We start from the raw sequence: 20,497 nt of genomic DNA on the forward strand, positions 1-20,497 counted from the left end.
TATGACTCAATATCAACAAGATATGAATGAATTGGTATCACGTGCAAAACGTGTCATTACACCCTTATCACCTATTTCTATATTTGCTGCACGCAATCCATGGGAAAGTTTAGAAGATCGTACCTTTGATCAAGTTGCAAAGTGGATTAGAGAGGTAAGAGATATTGATATGTATCCTAACCATGCTTCTATTCATGCAGGAATTAAAAATGGAGAGATTGATAAGAAGGTGTTTGAAGACGTTCTTCAAGAAGATATAAACGCTTTTGATACGCCTCTCTCTGAAAATGAAGTTCACGCATATATGGATAATGCTAAACATTTATCTCACATTGATGAGGAATATTTTAATGAAAATGATCAAACAAAATTAGAAGAATGGGTGAAAGATCATTTTAAAGATTCTGTGAGTCAAACACGTGTTAGAGCTAAGAGTGCTGACCGTCTTAGTTCAAACGGAGAAAAACTTATCGATATTTTAGACGCACACATGATTAAATGGTCAAAATTATATTTAGACGATTTTCAATCAAGTTGGACAATGCCACAACGTGATAAAGGTTTTTATACAGCATGGTTACATTTAGCACAACACGACCCAATGTTACAGAAAGAACAACGTCAAAAAATTAAAATGCTATCTCATGACGTCAATGAAGCGATTTATCAAGCTTTTAAATATTTGAACATTAAGGAAGAAAACCAGCAAGCATATGTAGAAAGTCATTTATTATCATTACCTGGTTGGGCTGGAATGATGTATTACCGTGCAGAAAAAAATGAATTTGAAAAAGACTTACTTACTGAATATGTAGCTATACGCTTGTCTATGGAAGCATTGCTGATTAATAGTCAATTTGATACCTCTACTGGACTGCCTTTTCATATAAAAAAAGGTTTGGAGCAAGTTCATACGTTACTTTATCACAGCAACATGTCTGTAAGTGAATGGTTAGAGTTACCGGAGTCTAAACAGAGTGATTATTTAAAATTAGTAGAAACTTTTAGTCCGGCATATTTCCAGAAACTGTGGCTTTATGCGTGGGAAGAAACGCATGAAAATGAATTAGTTGAAAAAATCTATGATTCACCACGTAAGATACATGATAAACAAAGAACACAAGTACAACTAGCATTCTGTATTGATGTACGTTCTGAACCGTTTAGACGTCATTTAGAGAGTGAAGGTCCTTTTGAAACGATAGGTATAGCAGGATTCTTTGGTTTACCTATTCAAAAAGAAGTGCTAGATGAGCAATTTACGCATAATTCATTACCGGTCATGGTAGAACCTGCATATAAAATTAAGGAATATGCTGATCGACAAGAGTTAAATATGTATAATCAACAACAACGTTCTGTAACTTCGATGTTTTATACATTTAAACTAATGAAACATAATGTATTACCTAGTCTATTATTACCCGAACTAAGTGGACCATTTCTCAGTATTAATACAATTGCTAATACCATTTTACCGAAGAAAGCACATCAATTTGTGAATCGTCTTACTAAAAAATGGCTTCGTAAACCTGATGCCAAATTAACAATTGAAAGAGAACACGGTCAATACTCTGAATTACCGATAGGGTTTACTGAGGAAGAGCAAGTTCAATTTTCTAAAAATGCTTTACAATTAATGGATTTAACAAAAGACTTTGCACCACTTGTAGTTTTAGGCGGTCATGGTAGTGAGTCTCATAATAATCCTTATCATGCCACATTAGAGTGTGGCGCTTGTGGGGGGGCATCGAGCGGATTTAATGCTAAATTATTAGCTACCATGTGTAATATGCCATCTGTAAGAGAAGGATTAGCCCAAGAAGGAATTCATATTCCTGAGGACACTGTTTTTATAGCTGCAGAACATAAAACATCAGTAGATCATTTAGAGTACATTTACATGCCACACTTAAGTGAAGCCGCACAACATGCTTTTGATCAATTAGAAGCAGCAATGCCTGAGGTAAGCTATAAAGCTAATTTAGAACGTCTAGGTGAATTACCGAGTATTGATGAACATCACAAGGATCCTATTGGTGAAGCGCATCGTTATGCAAGTGATTGGAGTGAAGTTCGACCTGAATGGGGATTAGCTAAAAATGCAGAATTTATAATTGGTAAACGTGAAATTACTGAGAATAGTGATCTAGAGGGGCGAGCATTCTTACACAATTATGATTGGGCGAAAGATGAAGATGGCCAAATTTTAAACACGATTATCTCGGGCCCTGCTCTTGTTGCTCAATGGATTAACTTACAATATTATGCGTCTACAGTGGCACCACACTTTTATGGTAGTGGTAATAAAACGACACAATCTGTGACTTCAGGTGTAGGTGTGATGCAAGGGAACTCAAGTGATTTAATGTATGGTCTGCCATGGCAATCAGTAATGGCAGGAGATAATGAGATGTATCATTCGCCAATACGCCTCCTTGTAGTTATCCAAGCGCCTGATGCGCATATTCAACGCCTGCTAAATGAAAATGATCATTTTCGTCGTAAAGTTGATCATCGTTGGGTCAGACTTGCTAGTATTGATGAAAATAATAGCTGGAAAGATTGGTAATTGTTAATTAGTGTGATAAAGAATTGTGATCTAAATTAACGCGATTTCGGAAATATCTAGATTAATGTTAAACTATAGTTAATCAAGATATAGGAGTAGTCTAGTTATGAAAAAGACTAAAGGTATTTATGAATCCGAAATTAGTAAAGCTATTACGCAATGGGAAAAGGACTTTCTAGGTAGAGGGTCATTATCTGTAAAAACTGACATTTTACGCGATATGATAATTGTTAATTTACAAGGTATATTAACACCTGCTGAATATCGTGTATGTAAGACGAACGAAGGCTTATTAAATATTAAGCGTACACGTTCAGAACTTGTCGAATCAGGAGAAGATGATTTAAATGCGATTATTTATGATTTGACAGGCGTAAAAGTTGTGACATTTCATAGTGATTTAAGCACAGTGACTGGTGAGCGCGTGATTGTTTTTAAATTAGAAGATAATTTTGAAAAAAGAATAAATCAATAAACGGAATGAAGACAGTACTATCAAAGAGATAGTGCTGTTTTTTATTTTAGATGAAATAAATCATTGACGTATACAACTAAACGATAGATGATTCCCATTAAATTAGGAATAATAACCATTGTGGCGATTAACTTTTCAGATTTAAATGCAATTAAACTTAAAATAATAGGGATTATATAAAGTATAAATAACCATAATAATAACGTGTCAAAGTTGGGATGGAATGGTATAAAAAAGCGTATAAGTGTAATAATGAGAGCAATGTAAATGAGTATTCGCTTATCCTTCAAAATATTCCTTCCTAACATATATAAAATAGATAAAACTTATTATACATTAATATTCATGTAATAAGTATAAAATCTTAATGATAAATGATAGCTTAGTGCATAAATTAATACAAGAGATTGTTTAAAAAGTAATTGATTAGAATTTGAGGTAGAATGAGAAATAATAAATCATTTAGCAAGTGAATTTGTGGTTAAAGTGAGGCGTATTCAATGAGAATAAATCAATTTAATCAGCCTATAGGGGATGAAGTATCTCATAATTATCAATTCCAATTTCCTAAAAAAGAACAATTAGACGGAAGGTATAGTTCATTAGTTAAATTAAATGAATCTCATATTGACGATTTGTTTCAAGTTTTAGGTAAGGAAGATAGTCGGCCTAGTTGGACATATTTATTTGAGAATCCAATTCTACACAAAGAGGAATTTAATAAGTACATCCAACGTTTAATACACAAGGAGGACTCAGTATTTTACACAATTATCGATCGCAACCAGCAACGTGCATTAGGCTATGTCTCACTAATGAGGATAAATCAAAATCATGGCTCAATAGAGATAGGTAATGTACATTATTCTAATCAGTTAAAACGTACAAGAGTTGCTACTGAAATCCAATTTTTATTAGCACAATATGTCTTTGAAGATTTAGGTTATCGTAGATATGAATGGAAATGTGATCATTTGAATGAGCCTTCTAAAAAAGCTGCACAACGCTTAGGATTTACCTTTGAAGGTGTGTTTAGACAGGCAGTTATTTATAAAAATAGAAATCGTGATACTGCATGGTTTTCTATGATCGATAAAGAGTGGCCTCAAATAAAAAAGAGATATGAAATTTGGCTAAAACCTCAAAACTTTGATGAAAAAGGCAATCAATTTAATAAGTTGTAAAAAGTTAGTTTTAAGAAGAACAAGAATATGATTTATCTTCTATCACAACTAAGAGAAATAGGTGTTTAAATGAAGATTGAAAGGTTGAATTTAATAAAAGTAACAATTCCTTTGCTTATCATGTTGCTTATTATTTTTAGTTTTATGATGTATGGTGTAATGACAAACTGTCACTTACTCAAAGTTATAGATAAATCATCTTTAGAGTGGTTTACACAATGCTTTGGTCACCCACCAAGAGTATATGAAGGTGATATTTTAAATTTATATATGACTTTTTGTGCTACAGTTGGCGATGTAAGTGCCGTTCTTAAATTAGCATCAATACTCGTTATATGTTTGTTTATTTTCAAAAATAAACATCAAGCGATATGGGTATTATTATTAATGACTACAGGTACATGGATTAATTATCTTATTAAGCAAACTGTGGAAAGACAGCGTCCATTTAGTCATTTAGCTATTGATTCTGGATGGTCCTTTCCTAGTGGTCACTCTAATGCGAGTACCTTACTCTTTTTAGTGATTATGCTTACAATTGTACCTGTTATAAAAGTAAAAGTGATTCGAATCATTATTATAATTGTAACAAGCATACTCTGGATAAGCATTTTGTTTTGCAGATTATATTTTCATGCACACTATCTCACTGATGTTATTGGCGGTGGAACATTAGCAGTTGTATGGGTATTACTATTTATAATGGCTTATCCTTTGTTTACTTTACGGAATAATAAGAAAAACTAGAGTGATATAAGGAGTTTAGATAATATGGGAAATGATAAAGCACTTGTACTAGGCGGCGGTGGAATCACAGGAATGGCATGGGAAGCAGGTGTTCTAGCAGGATTAATTGAAAATGATATAAATGTATCTAGTGCCGATGCGATTATTGGTACATCAGCTGGTTCATTTATTGGTGCTATATTAGCAAATCAAGTGGATATGAAATCCTATTATTTAGAATTACCATCTCAAATTAGTTCGAATGATAGAGGTTCATTAAATTCGGATTTATATCGTCTTTGGCAAAATGCATTTGTTGTAGGCAAAGATGATCCAATTAAAGTAGGTCAAATGCTTGGAGATATTGTTTATACGCATCCGTCTAAAATGCCATTAAACCAACGTATGCATGCAGTTCGTCAGCGCTTAGGTAATGTGGATTGGACAGGTAATCTTTTTATAACCGCTATTAATGCCAAATCTGGACAGCTAGCCACTTTCAATAAAGAGAGCAACATACCGTTAGAAGAAGCGGTAGCAGCAAGTGGTGCTGTACCAGGTTTATGGCCTCATATACGCCTATTAAATCAAGATTGGATTGATGGGGGAATGACTTCTCCAGCAAATGCAATGGTAGCTAAAGATTTTAAAAATATCATTATCATAGCCCCGCTAGCTGATGGTTATGGAAATCTACCTAGTGTAAACGATGATGCAAATAAATTAAATAAAAATAGTAATGTAATTACTGTCACACCAAATAATGATAGTCAAAAAGCTATTGGTGAGAACATTTATAGTCCTGATAATTTAATTAATATTGGGCATGCTGGTTATGAGCAGGGCATATCAATAGCTGGAGAAATCAAACAACATCATCATGTATGGATGTCATAGATACCATCACCCATTTTTTAAAATAAATAGAATAGCTCAGTAATAATGTATTTTTAAATGATTCAGTCTATCTGTATCATGCGAGCCGTCTAAAATTGAGAAAACGTAATTATATTAGGAGTGACATTAAGAAATGAAGATTAAAGCACCTCAACCAATTTATTTAAAGGGAAATCGTGACCAAGCGATTCTCTTATTACACTCTTTTACAGGTACAGTGCGCGACGTCAAGCACTTAGCAACAACCTTAAATGACCAAGGTTTTACCTGTTATGTGCCAAACTATCCAGGTCATGGTTTACCATTAGATCAATTTACGGAGTTTGATATTAATGATTGGTGGAATGAAGTTAAAGATGCGTATCACTTCTTAGAGGACGAAGGTTATCAACATATCTATGCTACAGGTGTTTCTTTAGGAGGATTGTTTACGCTTAGGCTAGCTGAGCAATTTGATTTAGAGCGAATAGCTGTCATGTCAGCACCTCATAAAAAAGGTGAGAGTGGTATTGCTAAAAGACTTGAAACTTACGGGCGAAGAATGAATCAAATTTTAAACTTCGATGACGCAGAAAGCTTTGATCAATTGGAAAATATTCAAAAGTATAATAAACAAATTGAGGTTTTTCAAAATATCATTGATGATATCATGTCTCATCTTGATAGAATTACAATTCCAACTAAGGTAATGTATGGCGAGCAAGATGATAAGGCGTATTCCCATAGTGCGCAATTTATTTTTGACCATATTGCTAGTGAGGATAAAGAATTGAATTCTTTTGAAAGAAGCGGTCATTTAATGACATATGGAGAGGGCCGAGAAGCATTAGAGCAAGCTATTGTTGAATTTTTTAATGAGTAATGAGCTATAAAAATATTGAAGGAGACTAAAAGTTTATGAAACGCACATTCTTAATTACTTATACAACTATTTCAGGTAAAACTTATACAGAATTTAAAACTTTTGAAAATGGTCCCGACTATGACACTTGTGTGAGACGTATTATAGATGAGTTTGATGAACTCCCGTATCTATATATTAAAAAAGATATTGTTCATTATATTAATGTAAATCATATCGAGAGTTTAGATATTGAGGAAGTATCTGAGGGGCAAAATATTGTTTATGGATTAGATGATGAGAAAAGTTAAAATTCAAAAATGTTAAATCTAATTATTCTGACAATATATAGGTACATTGCACTTAAAATCAACTCGTGATACAGTGGTATTTAAGCACAAAAACACTTTAGCGCTTTAAAGGGAGTTGGTAAAATGAGCAACCAATCGCAGTGGAAGACATCTACCGGTTTTATCCTAGCTAGCGCAGGTTCTGCAATTGGCTTAGGCGCAATGTGGAAATTCCCATACATGGCCGGAATATACGGCGGTGGCGCATTCTTATTAATGTTTTTGATTTTCACTATTTTTGTAGGACTTCCGTTACTCATAATGGAATTTACTGTAGGCAAGATGGGGCGTACATATACGACTCAAATTTATAGTAAATTAACTGGTAAGAAATGGTTAAATCTCATTGGATGGAATGGGAATTTAGCCGTATTAATATTATTTGGATTTTATAGTGTTATAGGTGGTTGGATCATCATCTATATGGGCAATGTTATTGTACAAGCACTATCATTCAAGCCCATTTCTCTAACTAGTATCAAATTTGAAGATATTATTAGTAATCCTTGGCTAACAGTACTCGGACAAGGTATATTTATTTTTCTAACGATGATTATTGTTATGCTCGGTGTTGAAAAAGGTTTGGAAAAAGCATCTAAAATTATGATGCCATTATTATTTATCTTTTTATTAATTATTGTAGTAAAATCTTTAACTTTAGACGGTGCGCTAGAGGGCGTGCGCTATATTTTACAACCAAGACTTCATGATGTCTCAATGGAAGGTGTGCTCTTTGCATTAGGGCAATCTTTCTTTACTTTATCACTTGGTACAACAGGAATGATTACTTATGCAAGCTACGCACCAAAAGAAATGACTATTAAATCTTCAGCAATTTCAATTGTAGTTATGAATATTCTAGTGTCTATCTTAGCAGGTTTAGCCATTTTCCCAGCTTTAAAAGCGTTTGGTTACCAACCTCAAGAAGGTCCTGGTTTATTATTTAAAGTTTTACCGTTAGTGTTTAATCAAATGCACTTTGGAGCGATTTTCTACTTTATCTTTTTAGTATTGTTTTTATTTGCAGCATTGACATCTTCTATTTCATTGTTAGAGTTAAATGTTTCTAATTTTACTAAAAATGATAATCGTAAACGTAAACCAGTAGCATTCATCGGCAGTATATTAGTATTTGTGATTAGCATTCCGGCTACCCTTTCATTTAGTAGTTTAAGTGGTGTGAAAATAGGTGCGGGCACCATCTTCGATAACATGGATTTTATTGTTTCAAACATTTTAATGCCAATAGGTGCTTTAGGTACCACATTAGTTGTAGGTCAATTATTAGATAAAAAGTTATTACAGGAGAGCTTTGGTAAAGACAAGTTCAAATTATTCTTACCTTGGTATTATTTAATTAAATTTGTAATGCCAGTGGTGATTATATTAGTCTTTATCGTTCAATTAGTATAAAAGGGATCGTTACCAGAAAAATAATTCATTGGTAACGATCCCTTATTTTTTAGTTAAAGTATGCTTCAAGATATGCTTTATCTAGTTTAAGTAACTCTACAAAATCATCAGACATAATTTCTTCGCTTAATTCAATATTTTTATCTAAAATAAAATGTGCTAATTTTTCATTTTCTTCATTAGACTCGAAGAACGTTTTAGCATTTTCTACAATGCTACTATCGCTATAAATGATGAGCGCTCTACCATAAGGTAAGTCACGTTTACTACGTTGATAAGCAGGTTCTAATAAACTCATTACTTTAGCGCCATTTTTATAATTAAAAGCTGCATCTAAATCACTTTTAACCTTATCATTAATATTGGATAAACGTTCTTTTTCTGGTTCGTTATCAGGTCTAAACTCATCTTTTAAATATTCTTTCCAATCATTTAAATCTTTTTGTATTTGTTGTTCAAGCTTTTTACTATCTTCCGAATTTGAATCATTAAGTTGTTTAATTTTCTCTATATTTTGCTTAATTTTATCAAAAGATGTTAAATCTTCTTTATTTAAATTACTTTTATCAAATTCTTCATAATGGCCAGTGACATTCATATAAAGGCCTCCTCAAAAGTTTTAATTTAGGTTTAATTTACCTAGCTTAGACCTATCTTAAACATAATTATATTAAATCTACTTTGAAGGTTGAACATTCTCTAATTCGACGTGTTGCTTTTGTAATTCATTTATAAGTTTTTGAGACATTGTAGCATTTTTAATGACTACATTATCGAACGCACAATTTTTGAATTTAACATTTTCAAATGAAGCATTATCAACTTCAACATTTTTAAAGTTAACGTTTTTGAATGTAGTGTCCGTCATTTTAACATTACGAGCGAGATTTTCGTCGAACAAGATATCTTGGAAGACCATGTTATTAAGAACAGTTTCATCAAATGATGTATTCACAAACGTTGTGTCTTTATATTGATTCTTATAAAAATGAACACTCTCAAAGATGCAATTATTAAAACCACATGTAGTGAACTTACTATTAGAAATCGCTTTTATATTTTTAAAAATACCTTCATTAAAGTTGCAGTTTTTAAAACGACTTTTATTAACTTCTAATTCATCATACATTGAATTTCTAAAATTAGACGATGTATAACGTAGATTTTTAAAATTTTCTTTCGTAAATACTGATAAGGACAAGTCACGTTTCGTCATAATTTGTTATCTCCTTTAGTTTATAATTTCTCTCAATTTTGGATTCATATATTTAGATGTGTATATACATCTTTAACTTAGCTCTATTCACTTTAATGATAACATGTTGCACATATAATCACATATGATTGACTTTTAATTAATTTCTAAGGTTTTTATATTTCGCAAAAGTGATTTGATTTCTTCGCTTAGTATGTGTTTTTCATTTTCGAAAATTGCAAAAAGGGAAGGTTTCGTTTATAATTCATACCTGATAAGTAAGAATTTAAAAAACATAAATTAGAAAGTAGGTTACGTTCGTGAGACGTGTAGAGCGTTAATCGGACAAGATGGAATATGATAGCTTATGATTTAATTGGGCAGACACCACTGGTGTTATTGGAAAGTTTTAGTGATGAAAATGTAAAAATATATGCGAAACTAGAGCAATTCAACCCTGGAGGCAGTGTAAAGGATCGTCTAGGAAAATATTTAGTTGAAACGGCAATTGAGGATGGGCGTCTCAAAGAAGGTGGCACAATTGTTGAGGCGACAGCTGGAAACACTGGTATAGGACTTGCCATAGCTGCGAACCGTTTCAGAGTCAAATGCGTTATTTTTGCACCGGAGGGCTTTTCAGAGGAGAAGATCTCAATTATGAAAGCGTTAGGTGCAGATGTTAGGCGAACACCAAAAGTTGACGGTATGATCGGGGCGCAAGAAGAAGCGAAGTCTTATGCTAAAAAATACAATGCGTTGTATATGAATCAATTTGGTACTGAAGACAATCCTGGTGCATATACGAATACCTTAGCCAAACAGATCACTCATCAATTAGACCATATTGATTATTTCGTAGCAGGTGTAGGTTCAGGCGGTACATTTACTGGTGTTGCGAAACATATGACAACACTGGGAGTTAAGAATTATATAGTTGAGCCTCAAGGATCTATTTTGAATGGAGGCCCAATACACGCGCATGCGACAGAGGGCATAGGTTCTGAAAAGTGGCCTACATTCTTAGATAGAGATTTAGTGGATGGCATATTTACTATTTCAGATAAGGATGCCTTTAATAACGTCAAATTCATCGCTAATAAAGAGGGATTACTAGTAGGAAGTTCATCTGGTGCTGCATTGCAAGGTGCCTTAGAATTAAAAAAACACATTAAAAAAGGCGTAATCGTAACGATATTCCCTGATGGTAGTGACCGTTATATGTCGAAACAAATTTTCAATTATAAGGAGAGTAATGACAATGAATAAAAAAACGCAAATGATACATGGTGGACATACAACTGATGATTATACTGGAGCAGTAACAACGCCAATTTATCAAACGAGTACGTATTTACAAGATGATATCGGTGATTTAAGACAAGGGTATGAATATTCACGTACAGCTAATCCAACACGTGCGTCACTAGAGAGTGTTATTGCGGATTTAGAACATGGTAAGCATGGGTTCGCGTTTGGTTCAGGCATGGCTGCGATTAGTGCAGTTATAATGTTGTTAGATAAAGGTGATCATTTAATTTTAAACTCTGATGTCTATGGAGGAACATATCGTGCATTAACTAAAGTATTTACACGATTTGGTGTAGAAGTTGATTTTGTAGATACAACGCATATTGAAAATGTTGAAAAATACATTAAGCCAGAAACTAAAATGTTATACATTGAAACACCATCAAATCCATTATTACGTGTAACTGATATAAAAGCATCAGCTGAAATTGCTAAAAAACACAATCTTATTTCAGTGGTTGATAATACATTTATGACACCTTATTATCAAAATCCTCTAGATTTCGGAATTGATATCGTTTTACACTCGGCAACTAAATATATTGGTGGACATAGTGATGTGGTCGCTGGTTTAGTAGCAACTGCTGATGATGAATTGGGTGAGCGTTTAGGTTTTATTTCTAATTCAACAGGTGGCGTTCTTGGACCTCAAGATAGTTATTTATTAGTAAGAGGTATTAAAACACTTGGTTTACGTATGGAACAAATCAATCGCAATGTTGAAGGTATTGTTAAAATGTTGCAAGACCACTCGTCAGTTCAACAAGTTTTCCATCCAAGTATAGAAGGTCATTTGAATCATGATATTCACCAATCTCAAGCAAGTGGACACACTGGTGTTATTGCATTTGAAGTGAAAGACACTGAAGCGGCTAAACAAGTGATTCATGCTACAAAATATTTCACTTTAGCTGAAAGTTTAGGTGCAGTTGAAAGTCTTATTTCAGTACCAGCATTAATGACACATGCTTCTATACCAGCGGATGTCCGCGCAAAAGAAGGTATTACTGATGGCTTAATTCGATTATCAATTGGTATTGAAGATACAGATGATCTTGTGAATGATTTAAGTCATGCATTAGACACATTAAATTAGTTAATCATTTAAAGAAACGGTAATGTTTATTTAGACGAATAAACATTACCGTTTTTTTATTTTTATAAAACAATTTTTAGAGTGTGCAGTTGTAATTTTAATGCATTTTAGATTGAATGATTCCCATTGCATTTTTATCATCTAAAACGGATTGAGCGTGATTCCAACTATCGTGTTCAATATCCAATAATGAACGTAAATATGCCCAAGTCACATACTGTACTAATGATACTCGTTCTGGATTTTCATCTGTGGTTTCTTTCACTTCATATCCAGCTATGCCGCCAAGAGAATGTTCGGCATCATATAATTTAAGCAATGATTTTTTACCGGGACTTAAATAGTAAGGTTCTTCTATCCATTCAGGCCCTAACTGTGTTAATGGAGAATCATCCTTATCCCCAGCAATTATAAGAGCAGGTTTGGACATGTGTTTAAATGTCGGATTAAGGAATGGGAAGTTATCTTTGGCAAATTGAGTTAATTTATCTCCACCTTCACCTGCAGTTGCTAACAGTACACCGCCTTTCACTCTTGAATCTAGGTAATCGGTATAAGAATTTGTTAATGGATCAAAGACTTGTAGACCAAGTAGATTGCCGGCAGTCTGACCTCCGAATGAATGACCCACTACTGCAATATTATCTTTATCAATTCGTTGATGTAATGTTGGAATTTCTTCAGTGACTTGATCTAAATGATCGATGATATTTTTCATATCTTGCACTCTATATCTCCAGAGTTCTGATTGTCTTTTATCATCTTTATCTAAATTTATCGTTCTTGAATCTAGAAAAGTTGGTTGAATAACTATGAAACCATGGCTTGCGTAAAAATCAGCTAAGGGTCCATAGCCCTCCATAGATGAACCAAATCCATGTGCTAATAAAATAATAGGAAGTTGATGTCCTTCATTAGGGAAAGAGACCTTTAGCTGTAAATCTATTCCTCTATAGGAAGCGGGTAGTACAATAGGCTTCATTGACAATATTGACGTTGAAGTTGGTATTTTAAATTCACTTAAACTCATAATCTCTTCCTTTCTTTATAGAAATGAGGTGATTCTGAGTATATTAAAAAGCATAAGTATGATGAATTAATTTGCTTAAAATTCAAGATATTTAAGAGGACAAAAAGAATGCTCACCAACATCATAGGACGAAAAACGATATTAATTATTCAGAATATTTATTAGATTTAAAAAAATCAAAAAATACTATTGACGGTATTAAGACAATTCAATATAATTCAAATATTCAGATAAGTATAATCAGAATTGATGAGGGTGAGTCGAATTGATTGAATTTCGTAATGTGAACAAAGTCTTTAAGAAAAAGAATAAGACTGTACATGCTTTGAAAAATATTTCATTTACGATAGATAAACACGATATATTTGGTGTCATTGGATATAGTGGTGCTGGTAAAAGTACACTAGTTCGACTAGTTAATCAACTGGAGAAAGTGACAGATGGCCAAGTTGTTGTAGATGGTCATGAAATTGATACTTATAAAGAAAAAGATTTAAGAAATGTTAAAAAAGATATCGGAATGATATTTCAACATTTCAATTTACTCAATTCTAAAACAGTTTATAAAAACGTGGCTATGCCCCTTATTTTGAGTAAAAAGAATAAAAATGAAATTAAAGAAAAGGTTAATGAAATGCTAGAGTTTGTTGGACTAGCTGATAAGAAGAATCAGTTTCCTGATGAATTATCAGGAGGACAAAAGCAACGTGTAGCAATCGCACGTGCTTTAGTAACAAATCCCAAAATTTTACTTTGTGACGAAGCTACAAGTGCTTTAGATCCTGCAACAACGAGCTCGATATTAAAGTTATTAAGCAATGTCAATCGGACATTTGGTGTAACGATTATGATGATTACCCATGAAATGAGTGTCATTCAAAAGATTTGTAATCGTGTTGCAGTGATGGAGAATGGTGAAGTTGTGGAGATGGGGACAGTAAAAGACGTTTTTAGTCATCCTCAAACAATAACAGCTAAAAACTTCGTATCAACAGTCATTAGTACTGAACCTTCGAAACGTTTGCGAGAATCGTTCAACCGAAGTAGAAAAGATGATTTCTCTGACTATAAATTATTCTTAGACGCGAAACAAATCCAGAGGCCATTATTAAATGAATTGATTCATCGTCATCAGCTAAATGTGAATGTACTTTTCTCATCTATGTCAGATATTCAAGATGAAACCGTTTGTTATATGTGGTTGAGATTTGAGCATGATTCGCAGTTTAAACGATTTAATCCAGAAACATATTTCACTGAACGGCATATTCAATTTGAGGAGGTGCAATAAATATGTTTGGTTCAAGTTTAGATGCATCCCAACTGTTTCAAGCATTATATGAAACATTGTATATGGTTACTGTAGCACTAGTAATTGGTGCTTTAATTGGTATACCTTTAGGGATTTTATTAGTAGTGACCCGTAAAAATGGTATTTGGCAAAACCTAGTGTTACATCAAATTTTAAATCCTATAATCAATATTTTAAGATCTATCCCTTTCATAATTTTACTTATAGCAATCGTGCCATTTACTAAATTGTTAGTAGGTACATCTATAGGGACGACGGCGGCTATTGTGCCTCTAACGGTTTATGTAGCGCCGTACATAGCGCGTTTAGTAGAAAACTCTTTACTGGAAGTAGATGACGGTATTATTGAAGCAGCTAAAGCGATGGGGGCATCACCTCTTCAAATTATACGCTACTTTTTGTTACCTGAAGCATTAGGTTCACTGATTTTAGCTATAACTACAGCAATTATAGGTCTTATTGGTAGTATGGCTATGGCAGGTGCTGTAGGTGGCGGCGGTATAGGTGATCTTGCATTAGTATACGGTTATCAACGTTTCGATACGATGGTAATCATTATTACTGTCATTGTGTTAATTATTATCGTACAAGTTATTCAGTCATTAGGTAACTTTATTTCAAGGGTTATTCGTAGAAATTAAGTACTTAATTATATATTGAAAATTACAATTGTTAGGGGGCATTTTCTAGATGAAGAAAATTCTTGGTTTATTAATAGCGGCAGTTATTGTGTTAGCTGCTTGTGGAGGCAATAATGACAAAAAAGTAACTATTGGTGTAGCTTCTAATGATACAAAAGCTTGGGAGAAAGTAAAAGAATTAGCTAAAAAAGATGATATAGATTTAGAAATTAAACACTTTTCAGATTACAACGTACCTAATAAAGCTTTGAGTGACGGTGATATTGATATGAATGCTTTTCAACACTTTGCATTTTTAGATCAATATAAAAAAGCGCATAAAGATGCTAAAATTCAAGCGCTAAGTACAACTGTTCTTGCGCCACTGGGTATTTATTCTGATAAAATTAAAAATATTAAAGATGTTAAAAAGGGCGCTCAAATAGCCATTCCTAACGATGTATCTAATCAAGCACGTGCGCTTAAATTATTAGAGTCTGCTGGATTAATTAAATTGAAAAAGAATTTCGGTTTAAATGGAACTACTAAAGATATTGAAAGCAATCCCAAAGATCTCAAAATCAAAGCTGTAGATGCACAACAAACAGCACGTGCATTATCAGATGTAGACATTTCAGTTATTAATAATGGTGTAGCAACTAAAGCAGGTAAAGATGCTAAGAAGGACCCAATTTATTTAGAAAAAGTAAGTTCAGACGCTGTGAAACCATACATTAATGTTATAGCAGTAAACTCTAAAGATATGGATAATAAAACATATAAGAAAATTGTAGAATTATATCATTCTAAAGAAGCCCAAAAAGCGCTTAAAGAAGACACTAAAGATGGTGAAAAAGCAGTAGATTTATCTAAAAAAGAAATCAAAGAAATTGAAGATGACTTAGTTGAAAAATAATTAACAAATTTATATTTAAGACGTAATACTCATTTCAATACTGCCGACAAAATATCATTTTGTCGGCAGTATTTTCTTGCTTTAGGCATTATGAAAGTTATGTAAATATCTTTGTTTTTATTGAACGTTCTACTTAATTCGTTTATCTTTTGATATTACTTTTTAAATAGAATGAAAATTGTATTCAGTTGTGAGGGTAATACTGTGTAGTTGTCATTAGTGAATTCGTAATAAAATTGTCATTGTAATTTATGATAAATTGTATTAGTTTAGATAGGCATAATGATATTTGTCTGGAGTACTATTTTTTAAATGAAATAATATTTTGTAATCATAATGTCATCTAAAACACACATCCTATACATAATTAAAGAGTATAATGTGCTTGTATTAAAAAATTCGGGGATAAAAAAAGACAAGTAGAGGAGGATTTCAAGTGCAAAAAAAATATATTACTGCCCTTATCGGAACAACAGCAATTAGTGCTTTAGCAACTACGCAAGCACATGCAGCAACGACACATACAGTAAAAAGTGGAGAATCAGTTTGGTCAATTTCTCATAAATACGGTATTTCAATTGCTAAATTAAAATCACTTAATGGCCTAACTTCAAACTTAATTTTCCCTAATCAAGTACTTAAAGTATCAGGATCATCATCTAGCGCGTCAAAATCTAAGACATCATCTAATAGTGGTTCAGTGTACACTGTAAAAGCGGGAGACTCATTATCATCTATTGCAGCTAAATACGGAACTACTTATAAAAATATTATGAAGTTAAATGGTTTAAATAACTTCTTAATTGTACCTGGTCAGAAGTTAAAGGTTTCTGGATCAGTATCAACGTCTAAATCTACAAGTGGCTCTAAAAAAGCGACTTCAAGTAGCTCAGGTCGTACATCTACGTACACTGTTCAATATGGTGACTCTTTATCATTAATTGCAAGTAAGTACGGTACTTCATATCAAAAAATCATGCAATTAAATGAACTTTCTAATTTCTTTATCTATCCAGGTCAAAAATTAAAAGTGCCAGGTGGAGGTAGTGGAGGTTCAAGTAGTTCATCTACTAGTAAATCAACTTCAAGTGGTGGCTATTATACGCCAGTTTTCTACCACCAAAACTTATATACATGGGGTCAATGTACTTGGCACGTGTTTAACCGTCGTTCTGAAATCGGAAAAGGTATCAGCACATATTGGTGGAATGCAAATAATTGGGACAACGCAGCAGCTGCAGATGGTTATACTATTGATTATAATCCGACAGTAGGTTCAATTGCTCAAACTGACGCTGGTTACTACGGTCATGTAGCCTTTGTTGAACGCGTGAATAGTGATGGTAGTATTTTAGTCTCTGAAATGAACTGGAGTGCAGCACCAGGTTACATGACTTATAGAACTATCCCTTCATATCAAGTTAGAAATTATAAATTTATTCACTAAGTGATATATCATATAAACAATAAATTAAGCTGACGAGGTCACTCATCCTCGTCAGCTTTACTGTGTTTAGATGTTTAAATTGAGACTTCTTAGTAAGTGATGATAATTCTTTACTGCTGCAGAATATGTTAATTTCTCTTGATTTCTTACATTTCTTAATGGATGTTCCACAATGTCTATCATTCGATGAGCTAATTGCTCGATGTGATTTTCCTCTATTAAATAACCATTTTCTCCATGATTGATAATTTCGTTAGGTCCATATCGAACGTCATATGATAGAACAGGGCAACCCATTTCGATACTCTCCATAATAGTCAATCCAAAACCTTCATACTTACTTGTTAATATAGAAGCTTTCGATTTTTCAAATTCTACTAAAGGCTTTTTTGTATATTTTGAAATTTTAACCATATCTTCAAGATGGTACTCAGCAATCAAGCTTCTCATCATAGGTAATTGATTATCTTCATCCCTACCAAATAAATGTAATTTTGTTTGATGACCACTTTTAACAAACTTATCATAAGCCTTAATTAAATGATCCATTTGTTTTTCACCACTAAATCTACCGATATAAATGAAACGATCTTCTTGTATAACTTCATTTTCACCTTTTCTATGATTGAGTTCTATAAAATGAGGTATGAGTTCAAAGCGTTCATTTTCAATAGGATACATCTCTTGAATATCTTGCATTTGTTGATGCGTAAGTACTATATATTTATCCACGTTATTGCTATGTTCTAAAGCATATTTATAAGATTTTTTAGTTTTACCCTCTTTTAAATGCGAACTATGAAAGACTAAGATATTTTTAGTCTGATGTGTTTGTTTAATTAATGGTGCATCTAAAAATCTTGCATCACTAAACACCACATCGTTGTCTTTAAAACGCGATTGAAAGTAATATTGCGCAAGTACTTTATCATTTTTAAAAGTTTTAATAACTTTGCCATTTTCGTATAACTCGACGCAGTTAATTTTATTTTTCTCATTATTATTAAAATATCTTTTACAATACATGGTACCTTCAGCATCTATTAATTCATCACTGTGTCTTATTGATGAGTTATTTACATAGAAGATTTTTCTGTGAAGTAAGCCATATAAATTATATTCATGTCGCTCATACTTTAAACCAGTTGAAGGCGAGATATAGTCTTCATATTGAAGAACATCAGATTGGCCATAATATTTGCGAAAACGGACATATGACTTCTTATTATAGTAATAAACCTCGCTTTGGTCTTTGCCTAATTCATATTTTAGACCTTTAATTTTACGTTTAGTTTTAACGTATTTAGGATTTTTAGTAATAAAAGTTTTGGGAACCTTATAAAGTTTGAAATTAGACAACCATTCATACATATTTTCAAACTCTATATTTTTAGTAATTTTATTTTCTTTTAAAAAACGTTTGTAGACACTTGGGTAGTTGCCATAATAGTTCGTGGTAAGAATTTTAGTAGGTAAGTTAAATTCTTCATCTATAAGTTTGATACGTCTTAAAAGAGCTTGGGTTCTTCCACCGTGAGAAATAGGAAGTGTTGTTGTGACAGTGTAAAGCATGTAAATGTCTCCTTTAGTAGTTACCTTCATACTGTTGCATTAGAATACTATCAAAAATTAATTATCACACATGTTAAAGATTTTTATGAAAATTACAAGAAAATTGAATAAAAAAAGACGAAACAATTAGTACATTCTTTAAGAATGTACTAATTGTTTCGTCTTCCTTTCTCAATCATAATCTTTAATATTCATTTTTAACTTTACGGAAACTAGTAAATAAGCGTAAACCGTTTATCACGAATGAAGTAATCGCACCTAATTTACGTAATTTTGATGGTGACTTAATAGATACATAAAAATCGATGATTGTACCGATAGCACTTAGACCCAATGATAAATATACCATTTGTTTATTTTTAGCATCGTGACGTATTCCATTATAACCGTCGACGATGAAACCTGCCATGTTAAATAAGTTAGATAAACGTACAGCGCCAGTTTGTTTTGCCATAAAAAATTCCCTCCGAATGATATCTTTGCATGAAAAGCATACGCTCATAAATGATTGATATATTGTTATACTCAAAATTATCCATTTTGAACTCAATCACTTCATCATTTAATTTATGATAACATAATACTAAATATAAAAAGCTTTTTGAAGTAATAAAGAATAGGGTAGGGTGTTTATTCGAATGATTAAATGTGTTTGTTTAGTTGAAGAGAAAGAAAATCAAATTTTACTCGTTCAAGTTCGTAATAGAGATAAATATTATTTCCCGGGTGGTAAAATCGATGAAGGTGAAAGCTATGTTGAGGCGTTACAACGAGAACTTAAAGAAGAGTTACGCCTCGATTTGGCTGAAACTGATTTAGAATTTATAGGTACTGTTGTTGGAAAGGCATATCCTCAACCAGATACGCTTACTGAATTAAACGGATTTAAAACGACAAAAGCTATTGATTGGTCCAGTATAACTACTGACAATGAAATTACTGATATTAGATGGTTTAATATCAATGATTCAGAGAACATAGCACCTGCCGTATTGACTTGGATAGACCAATTTTCTAAAAAAGAAAAAGGCTAGGTGAAAACGTGTACTTAAAAGCATATGAACCGGAATTATTTGAGCAAGTCGAAAACTTAGAAATTCTAGAAAGTGACTATAAATTTACGAAATCACCAGTTGAAAACATCAAATCGGCTAATCAAGATAGTGATAGACATCCTACGTTAGTTATAAATAATGAGTCGTGTATCGCGTTTTTCACTTTACACGAAGGAAATGGGCCTAAACCATTCACTGATAATCCAAAGGCCATTTTCTTTAGATCATTTAGTGTTGATCAACGTTATAGAGGACAAGGCATAGGTAAGAGGACCCTTGAAATATTGCCTGCATATATTAAACAACATTATCCACGCATTAATGAAATTACATTAGCAGTAAATACAGATAATGAGAAAGCAATCAATTTATATGAGCAAGCTGGTTATTGCCACACACATGATAGTGAATTAATAGGGCGACCTGTTTACGTGATGTCGCTAAAAATTTAATCATAATAATAAGACCCCAATGCTAAGAGAATAAGG

General features: G+C 32.7%; 22 protein-coding genes. 16 read left to right on the top strand and 6 right to left on the bottom strand.

Going from position 1 to position 20,497, the window contains the following annotated elements; genetic code table 11:
- The first annotated feature begins 1 nt into the window (after position 1).
- Both CM54_RS10280 and CM54_RS10285 read left to right on the top strand, forming a co-directional pair.
- Positions 2 to 2,572 carry a DUF2309 domain-containing protein gene (locus CM54_RS10280; RefSeq protein WP_037550950.1) on the top strand — a complete coding sequence of 857 codons (2,571 nt, stop codon included), beginning with the start codon at positions 2 to 4 and terminating at the stop codon, positions 2,570 to 2,572.
- A gap of 106 nt (positions 2,573 to 2,678) precedes the next feature.
- Complete coding sequence (locus tag CM54_RS10285; protein ID WP_002434441.1) at positions 2,679 to 3,047, top strand: DUF2294 domain-containing protein; 369 nt, start codon at positions 2,679 to 2,681, stop codon at positions 3,045 to 3,047.
- Positions 3,048 to 3,088: 41 nt separating this feature from the next.
- Here the strand turns inward: CM54_RS10285 and CM54_RS12425 are convergent, their stop codons facing one another.
- The gene (locus CM54_RS12425) at positions 3,089 to 3,337 is read right to left on the bottom strand and encodes a hypothetical protein (RefSeq protein ID WP_023349893.1); all 249 of its coding nucleotides are present in this window, start codon (positions 3,335 to 3,337) and stop codon (positions 3,089 to 3,091) included.
- Positions 3,338 to 3,547: 210 nt separating this feature from the next.
- On the opposite strand from CM54_RS12425, the gene CM54_RS10290 reads away from it, so the two are divergent.
- The 6 genes from CM54_RS10290 to CM54_RS10315 all read left to right on the top strand — a co-directional run bounded on the left by CM54_RS10290 (position 3,548) and on the right by CM54_RS10315 (position 8,458).
- Positions 3,548 to 4,231 (top strand): GNAT family N-acetyltransferase, encoded by a 684-nt coding sequence (locus CM54_RS10290; protein ID WP_037550951.1) that lies wholly within the window; start codon positions 3,548 to 3,550, stop codon positions 4,229 to 4,231.
- Between the two features lie 69 nt (positions 4,232 to 4,300).
- Entirely contained in the window at positions 4,301 to 4,978 is a 678-nt protein-coding gene (locus tag CM54_RS10295) for a phosphatase PAP2 family protein (RefSeq protein WP_023349890.1), read from the top strand.
- Between the two features lie 24 nt (positions 4,979 to 5,002).
- Entirely contained in the window at positions 5,003 to 5,854 is an 852-nt protein-coding gene (locus CM54_RS10300; RefSeq protein ID WP_023349889.1) for a patatin-like phospholipase family protein, read from the top strand.
- 133 nt (positions 5,855 to 5,987) lie between these two features.
- The gene (locus CM54_RS10305; protein ID WP_037550953.1) at positions 5,988 to 6,716 is read left to right on the top strand and encodes an alpha/beta hydrolase; all 729 of its coding nucleotides are present in this window, start codon (positions 5,988 to 5,990) and stop codon (positions 6,714 to 6,716) included.
- A gap of 35 nt (positions 6,717 to 6,751) precedes the next feature.
- Positions 6,752 to 7,006, top strand: coding sequence for a hypothetical protein (locus CM54_RS10310; protein ID WP_037550955.1), 255 nt, complete (start codon positions 6,752 to 6,754; stop codon positions 7,004 to 7,006).
- Positions 7,007 to 7,129: 123 nt separating this feature from the next.
- Positions 7,130 to 8,458: a sodium-dependent transporter gene (locus CM54_RS10315; protein ID WP_037550957.1), complete on the top strand. Its 1,329-nt coding sequence runs from the start codon at positions 7,130 to 7,132 to the stop codon at positions 8,456 to 8,458.
- A 49-nt stretch (positions 8,459 to 8,507) separates the two neighbouring features.
- Here the strand turns inward: CM54_RS10315 and CM54_RS10320 are convergent, their stop codons facing one another.
- The gene (locus tag CM54_RS10320) at positions 8,508 to 9,056 is read right to left on the bottom strand and encodes a hypothetical protein (protein WP_002434499.1); all 549 of its coding nucleotides are present in this window, start codon (positions 9,054 to 9,056) and stop codon (positions 8,508 to 8,510) included.
- Positions 9,057 to 9,134: 78 nt separating this feature from the next.
- On the bottom strand, positions 9,135 to 9,674 hold the full coding sequence (locus CM54_RS10325; RefSeq protein ID WP_002434461.1) for a pentapeptide repeat-containing protein: 540 nt from the start codon (positions 9,672 to 9,674) through the stop codon (positions 9,135 to 9,137).
- A gap of 336 nt (positions 9,675 to 10,010) precedes the next feature.
- Here CM54_RS10325 and CM54_RS10330 point away from each other — a divergent pair, with 336 nt between their 5' ends.
- Positions 10,011 to 10,919: a PLP-dependent cysteine synthase family protein gene (locus CM54_RS10330; RefSeq protein WP_037550959.1), complete on the top strand. Its 909-nt coding sequence runs from the start codon at positions 10,011 to 10,013 to the stop codon at positions 10,917 to 10,919.
- On the top strand, positions 10,912 to 12,057 hold the full coding sequence (locus CM54_RS10335) for a bifunctional cystathionine gamma-lyase/homocysteine desulfhydrase (RefSeq protein WP_002434084.1): 1,146 nt from the start codon (positions 10,912 to 10,914) through the stop codon (positions 12,055 to 12,057). The genes CM54_RS10330 and CM54_RS10335 overlap by 8 nt, the downstream gene beginning before the upstream one ends.
- A 97-nt stretch (positions 12,058 to 12,154) precedes the next feature.
- Here CM54_RS10335 and CM54_RS10340 read toward each other — a convergent pair whose 3' ends face one another.
- On the bottom strand, positions 12,155 to 13,087 hold the full coding sequence (locus tag CM54_RS10340; protein ID WP_037550961.1) for an alpha/beta hydrolase family protein: 933 nt from the start codon (positions 13,085 to 13,087) through the stop codon (positions 12,155 to 12,157).
- A gap of 265 nt (positions 13,088 to 13,352) precedes the next feature.
- Here CM54_RS10340 and CM54_RS10345 point away from each other — a divergent pair, with 265 nt between their 5' ends.
- The 4 genes from CM54_RS10345 (at position 13,353) to CM54_RS10360 (ending at position 17,382) form a co-directional block, all read left to right on the top strand.
- Positions 13,353 to 14,378 carry a methionine ABC transporter ATP-binding protein gene (locus CM54_RS10345; protein WP_002434132.1) on the top strand — a complete coding sequence of 342 codons (1,026 nt, stop codon included), beginning with the start codon at positions 13,353 to 13,355 and terminating at the stop codon, positions 14,376 to 14,378.
- 2 nt (positions 14,379 to 14,380) lie between these two features.
- Positions 14,381 to 15,040, top strand: a complete 660-nt coding sequence (locus tag CM54_RS10350; RefSeq protein WP_037550963.1) for a methionine ABC transporter permease — start codon at positions 14,381 to 14,383, stop codon at positions 15,038 to 15,040.
- Between the two features lie 49 nt (positions 15,041 to 15,089).
- Positions 15,090 to 15,935 (top strand): dipeptide ABC transporter glycylmethionine-binding lipoprotein, encoded by an 846-nt coding sequence (gmpC, locus tag CM54_RS10355; RefSeq protein WP_037550965.1) that lies wholly within the window; start codon positions 15,090 to 15,092, stop codon positions 15,933 to 15,935.
- A 436-nt stretch (positions 15,936 to 16,371) separates the two neighbouring features.
- Positions 16,372 to 17,382, top strand: coding sequence for a LysM peptidoglycan-binding domain-containing protein (locus CM54_RS10360; RefSeq protein WP_037550967.1), 1,011 nt, complete (start codon positions 16,372 to 16,374; stop codon positions 17,380 to 17,382).
- A 66-nt stretch (positions 17,383 to 17,448) separates the two neighbouring features.
- Here CM54_RS10360 and CM54_RS10365 read toward each other — a convergent pair whose 3' ends face one another.
- Positions 17,449 to 18,954 (bottom strand): glycosyltransferase, encoded by a 1,506-nt coding sequence (locus tag CM54_RS10365; protein ID WP_037550969.1) that lies wholly within the window; start codon positions 18,952 to 18,954, stop codon positions 17,449 to 17,451.
- A gap of 184 nt (positions 18,955 to 19,138) precedes the next feature.
- Positions 19,139 to 19,408, bottom strand: a complete 270-nt coding sequence (locus CM54_RS10370; RefSeq protein WP_037550971.1) for a hypothetical protein — start codon at positions 19,406 to 19,408, stop codon at positions 19,139 to 19,141.
- 184 nt (positions 19,409 to 19,592) lie between these two features.
- On the opposite strand from CM54_RS10370, the gene CM54_RS10375 reads away from it, so the two are divergent.
- Together CM54_RS10375 and CM54_RS10380 are read left to right on the top strand one after the other, a co-directional pair.
- On the top strand, positions 19,593 to 19,988 hold the full coding sequence (locus CM54_RS10375; RefSeq protein ID WP_037550973.1) for an NUDIX hydrolase: 396 nt from the start codon (positions 19,593 to 19,595) through the stop codon (positions 19,986 to 19,988).
- Between the two features lie 8 nt (positions 19,989 to 19,996).
- Positions 19,997 to 20,461, top strand: a complete 465-nt coding sequence (locus CM54_RS10380) for a GNAT family N-acetyltransferase (RefSeq protein WP_037550975.1) — start codon at positions 19,997 to 19,999, stop codon at positions 20,459 to 20,461.
- The last annotated feature ends 36 nt before the right edge of the window (positions 20,462 to 20,497 follow it).

It is taken from the genome of Staphylococcus sp. TE8 (genome assembly GCF_000692055.1).
Taxonomy (GTDB): Bacteria; Bacillota; Bacilli; order Staphylococcales; family Staphylococcaceae; genus Staphylococcus; species Staphylococcus capitis.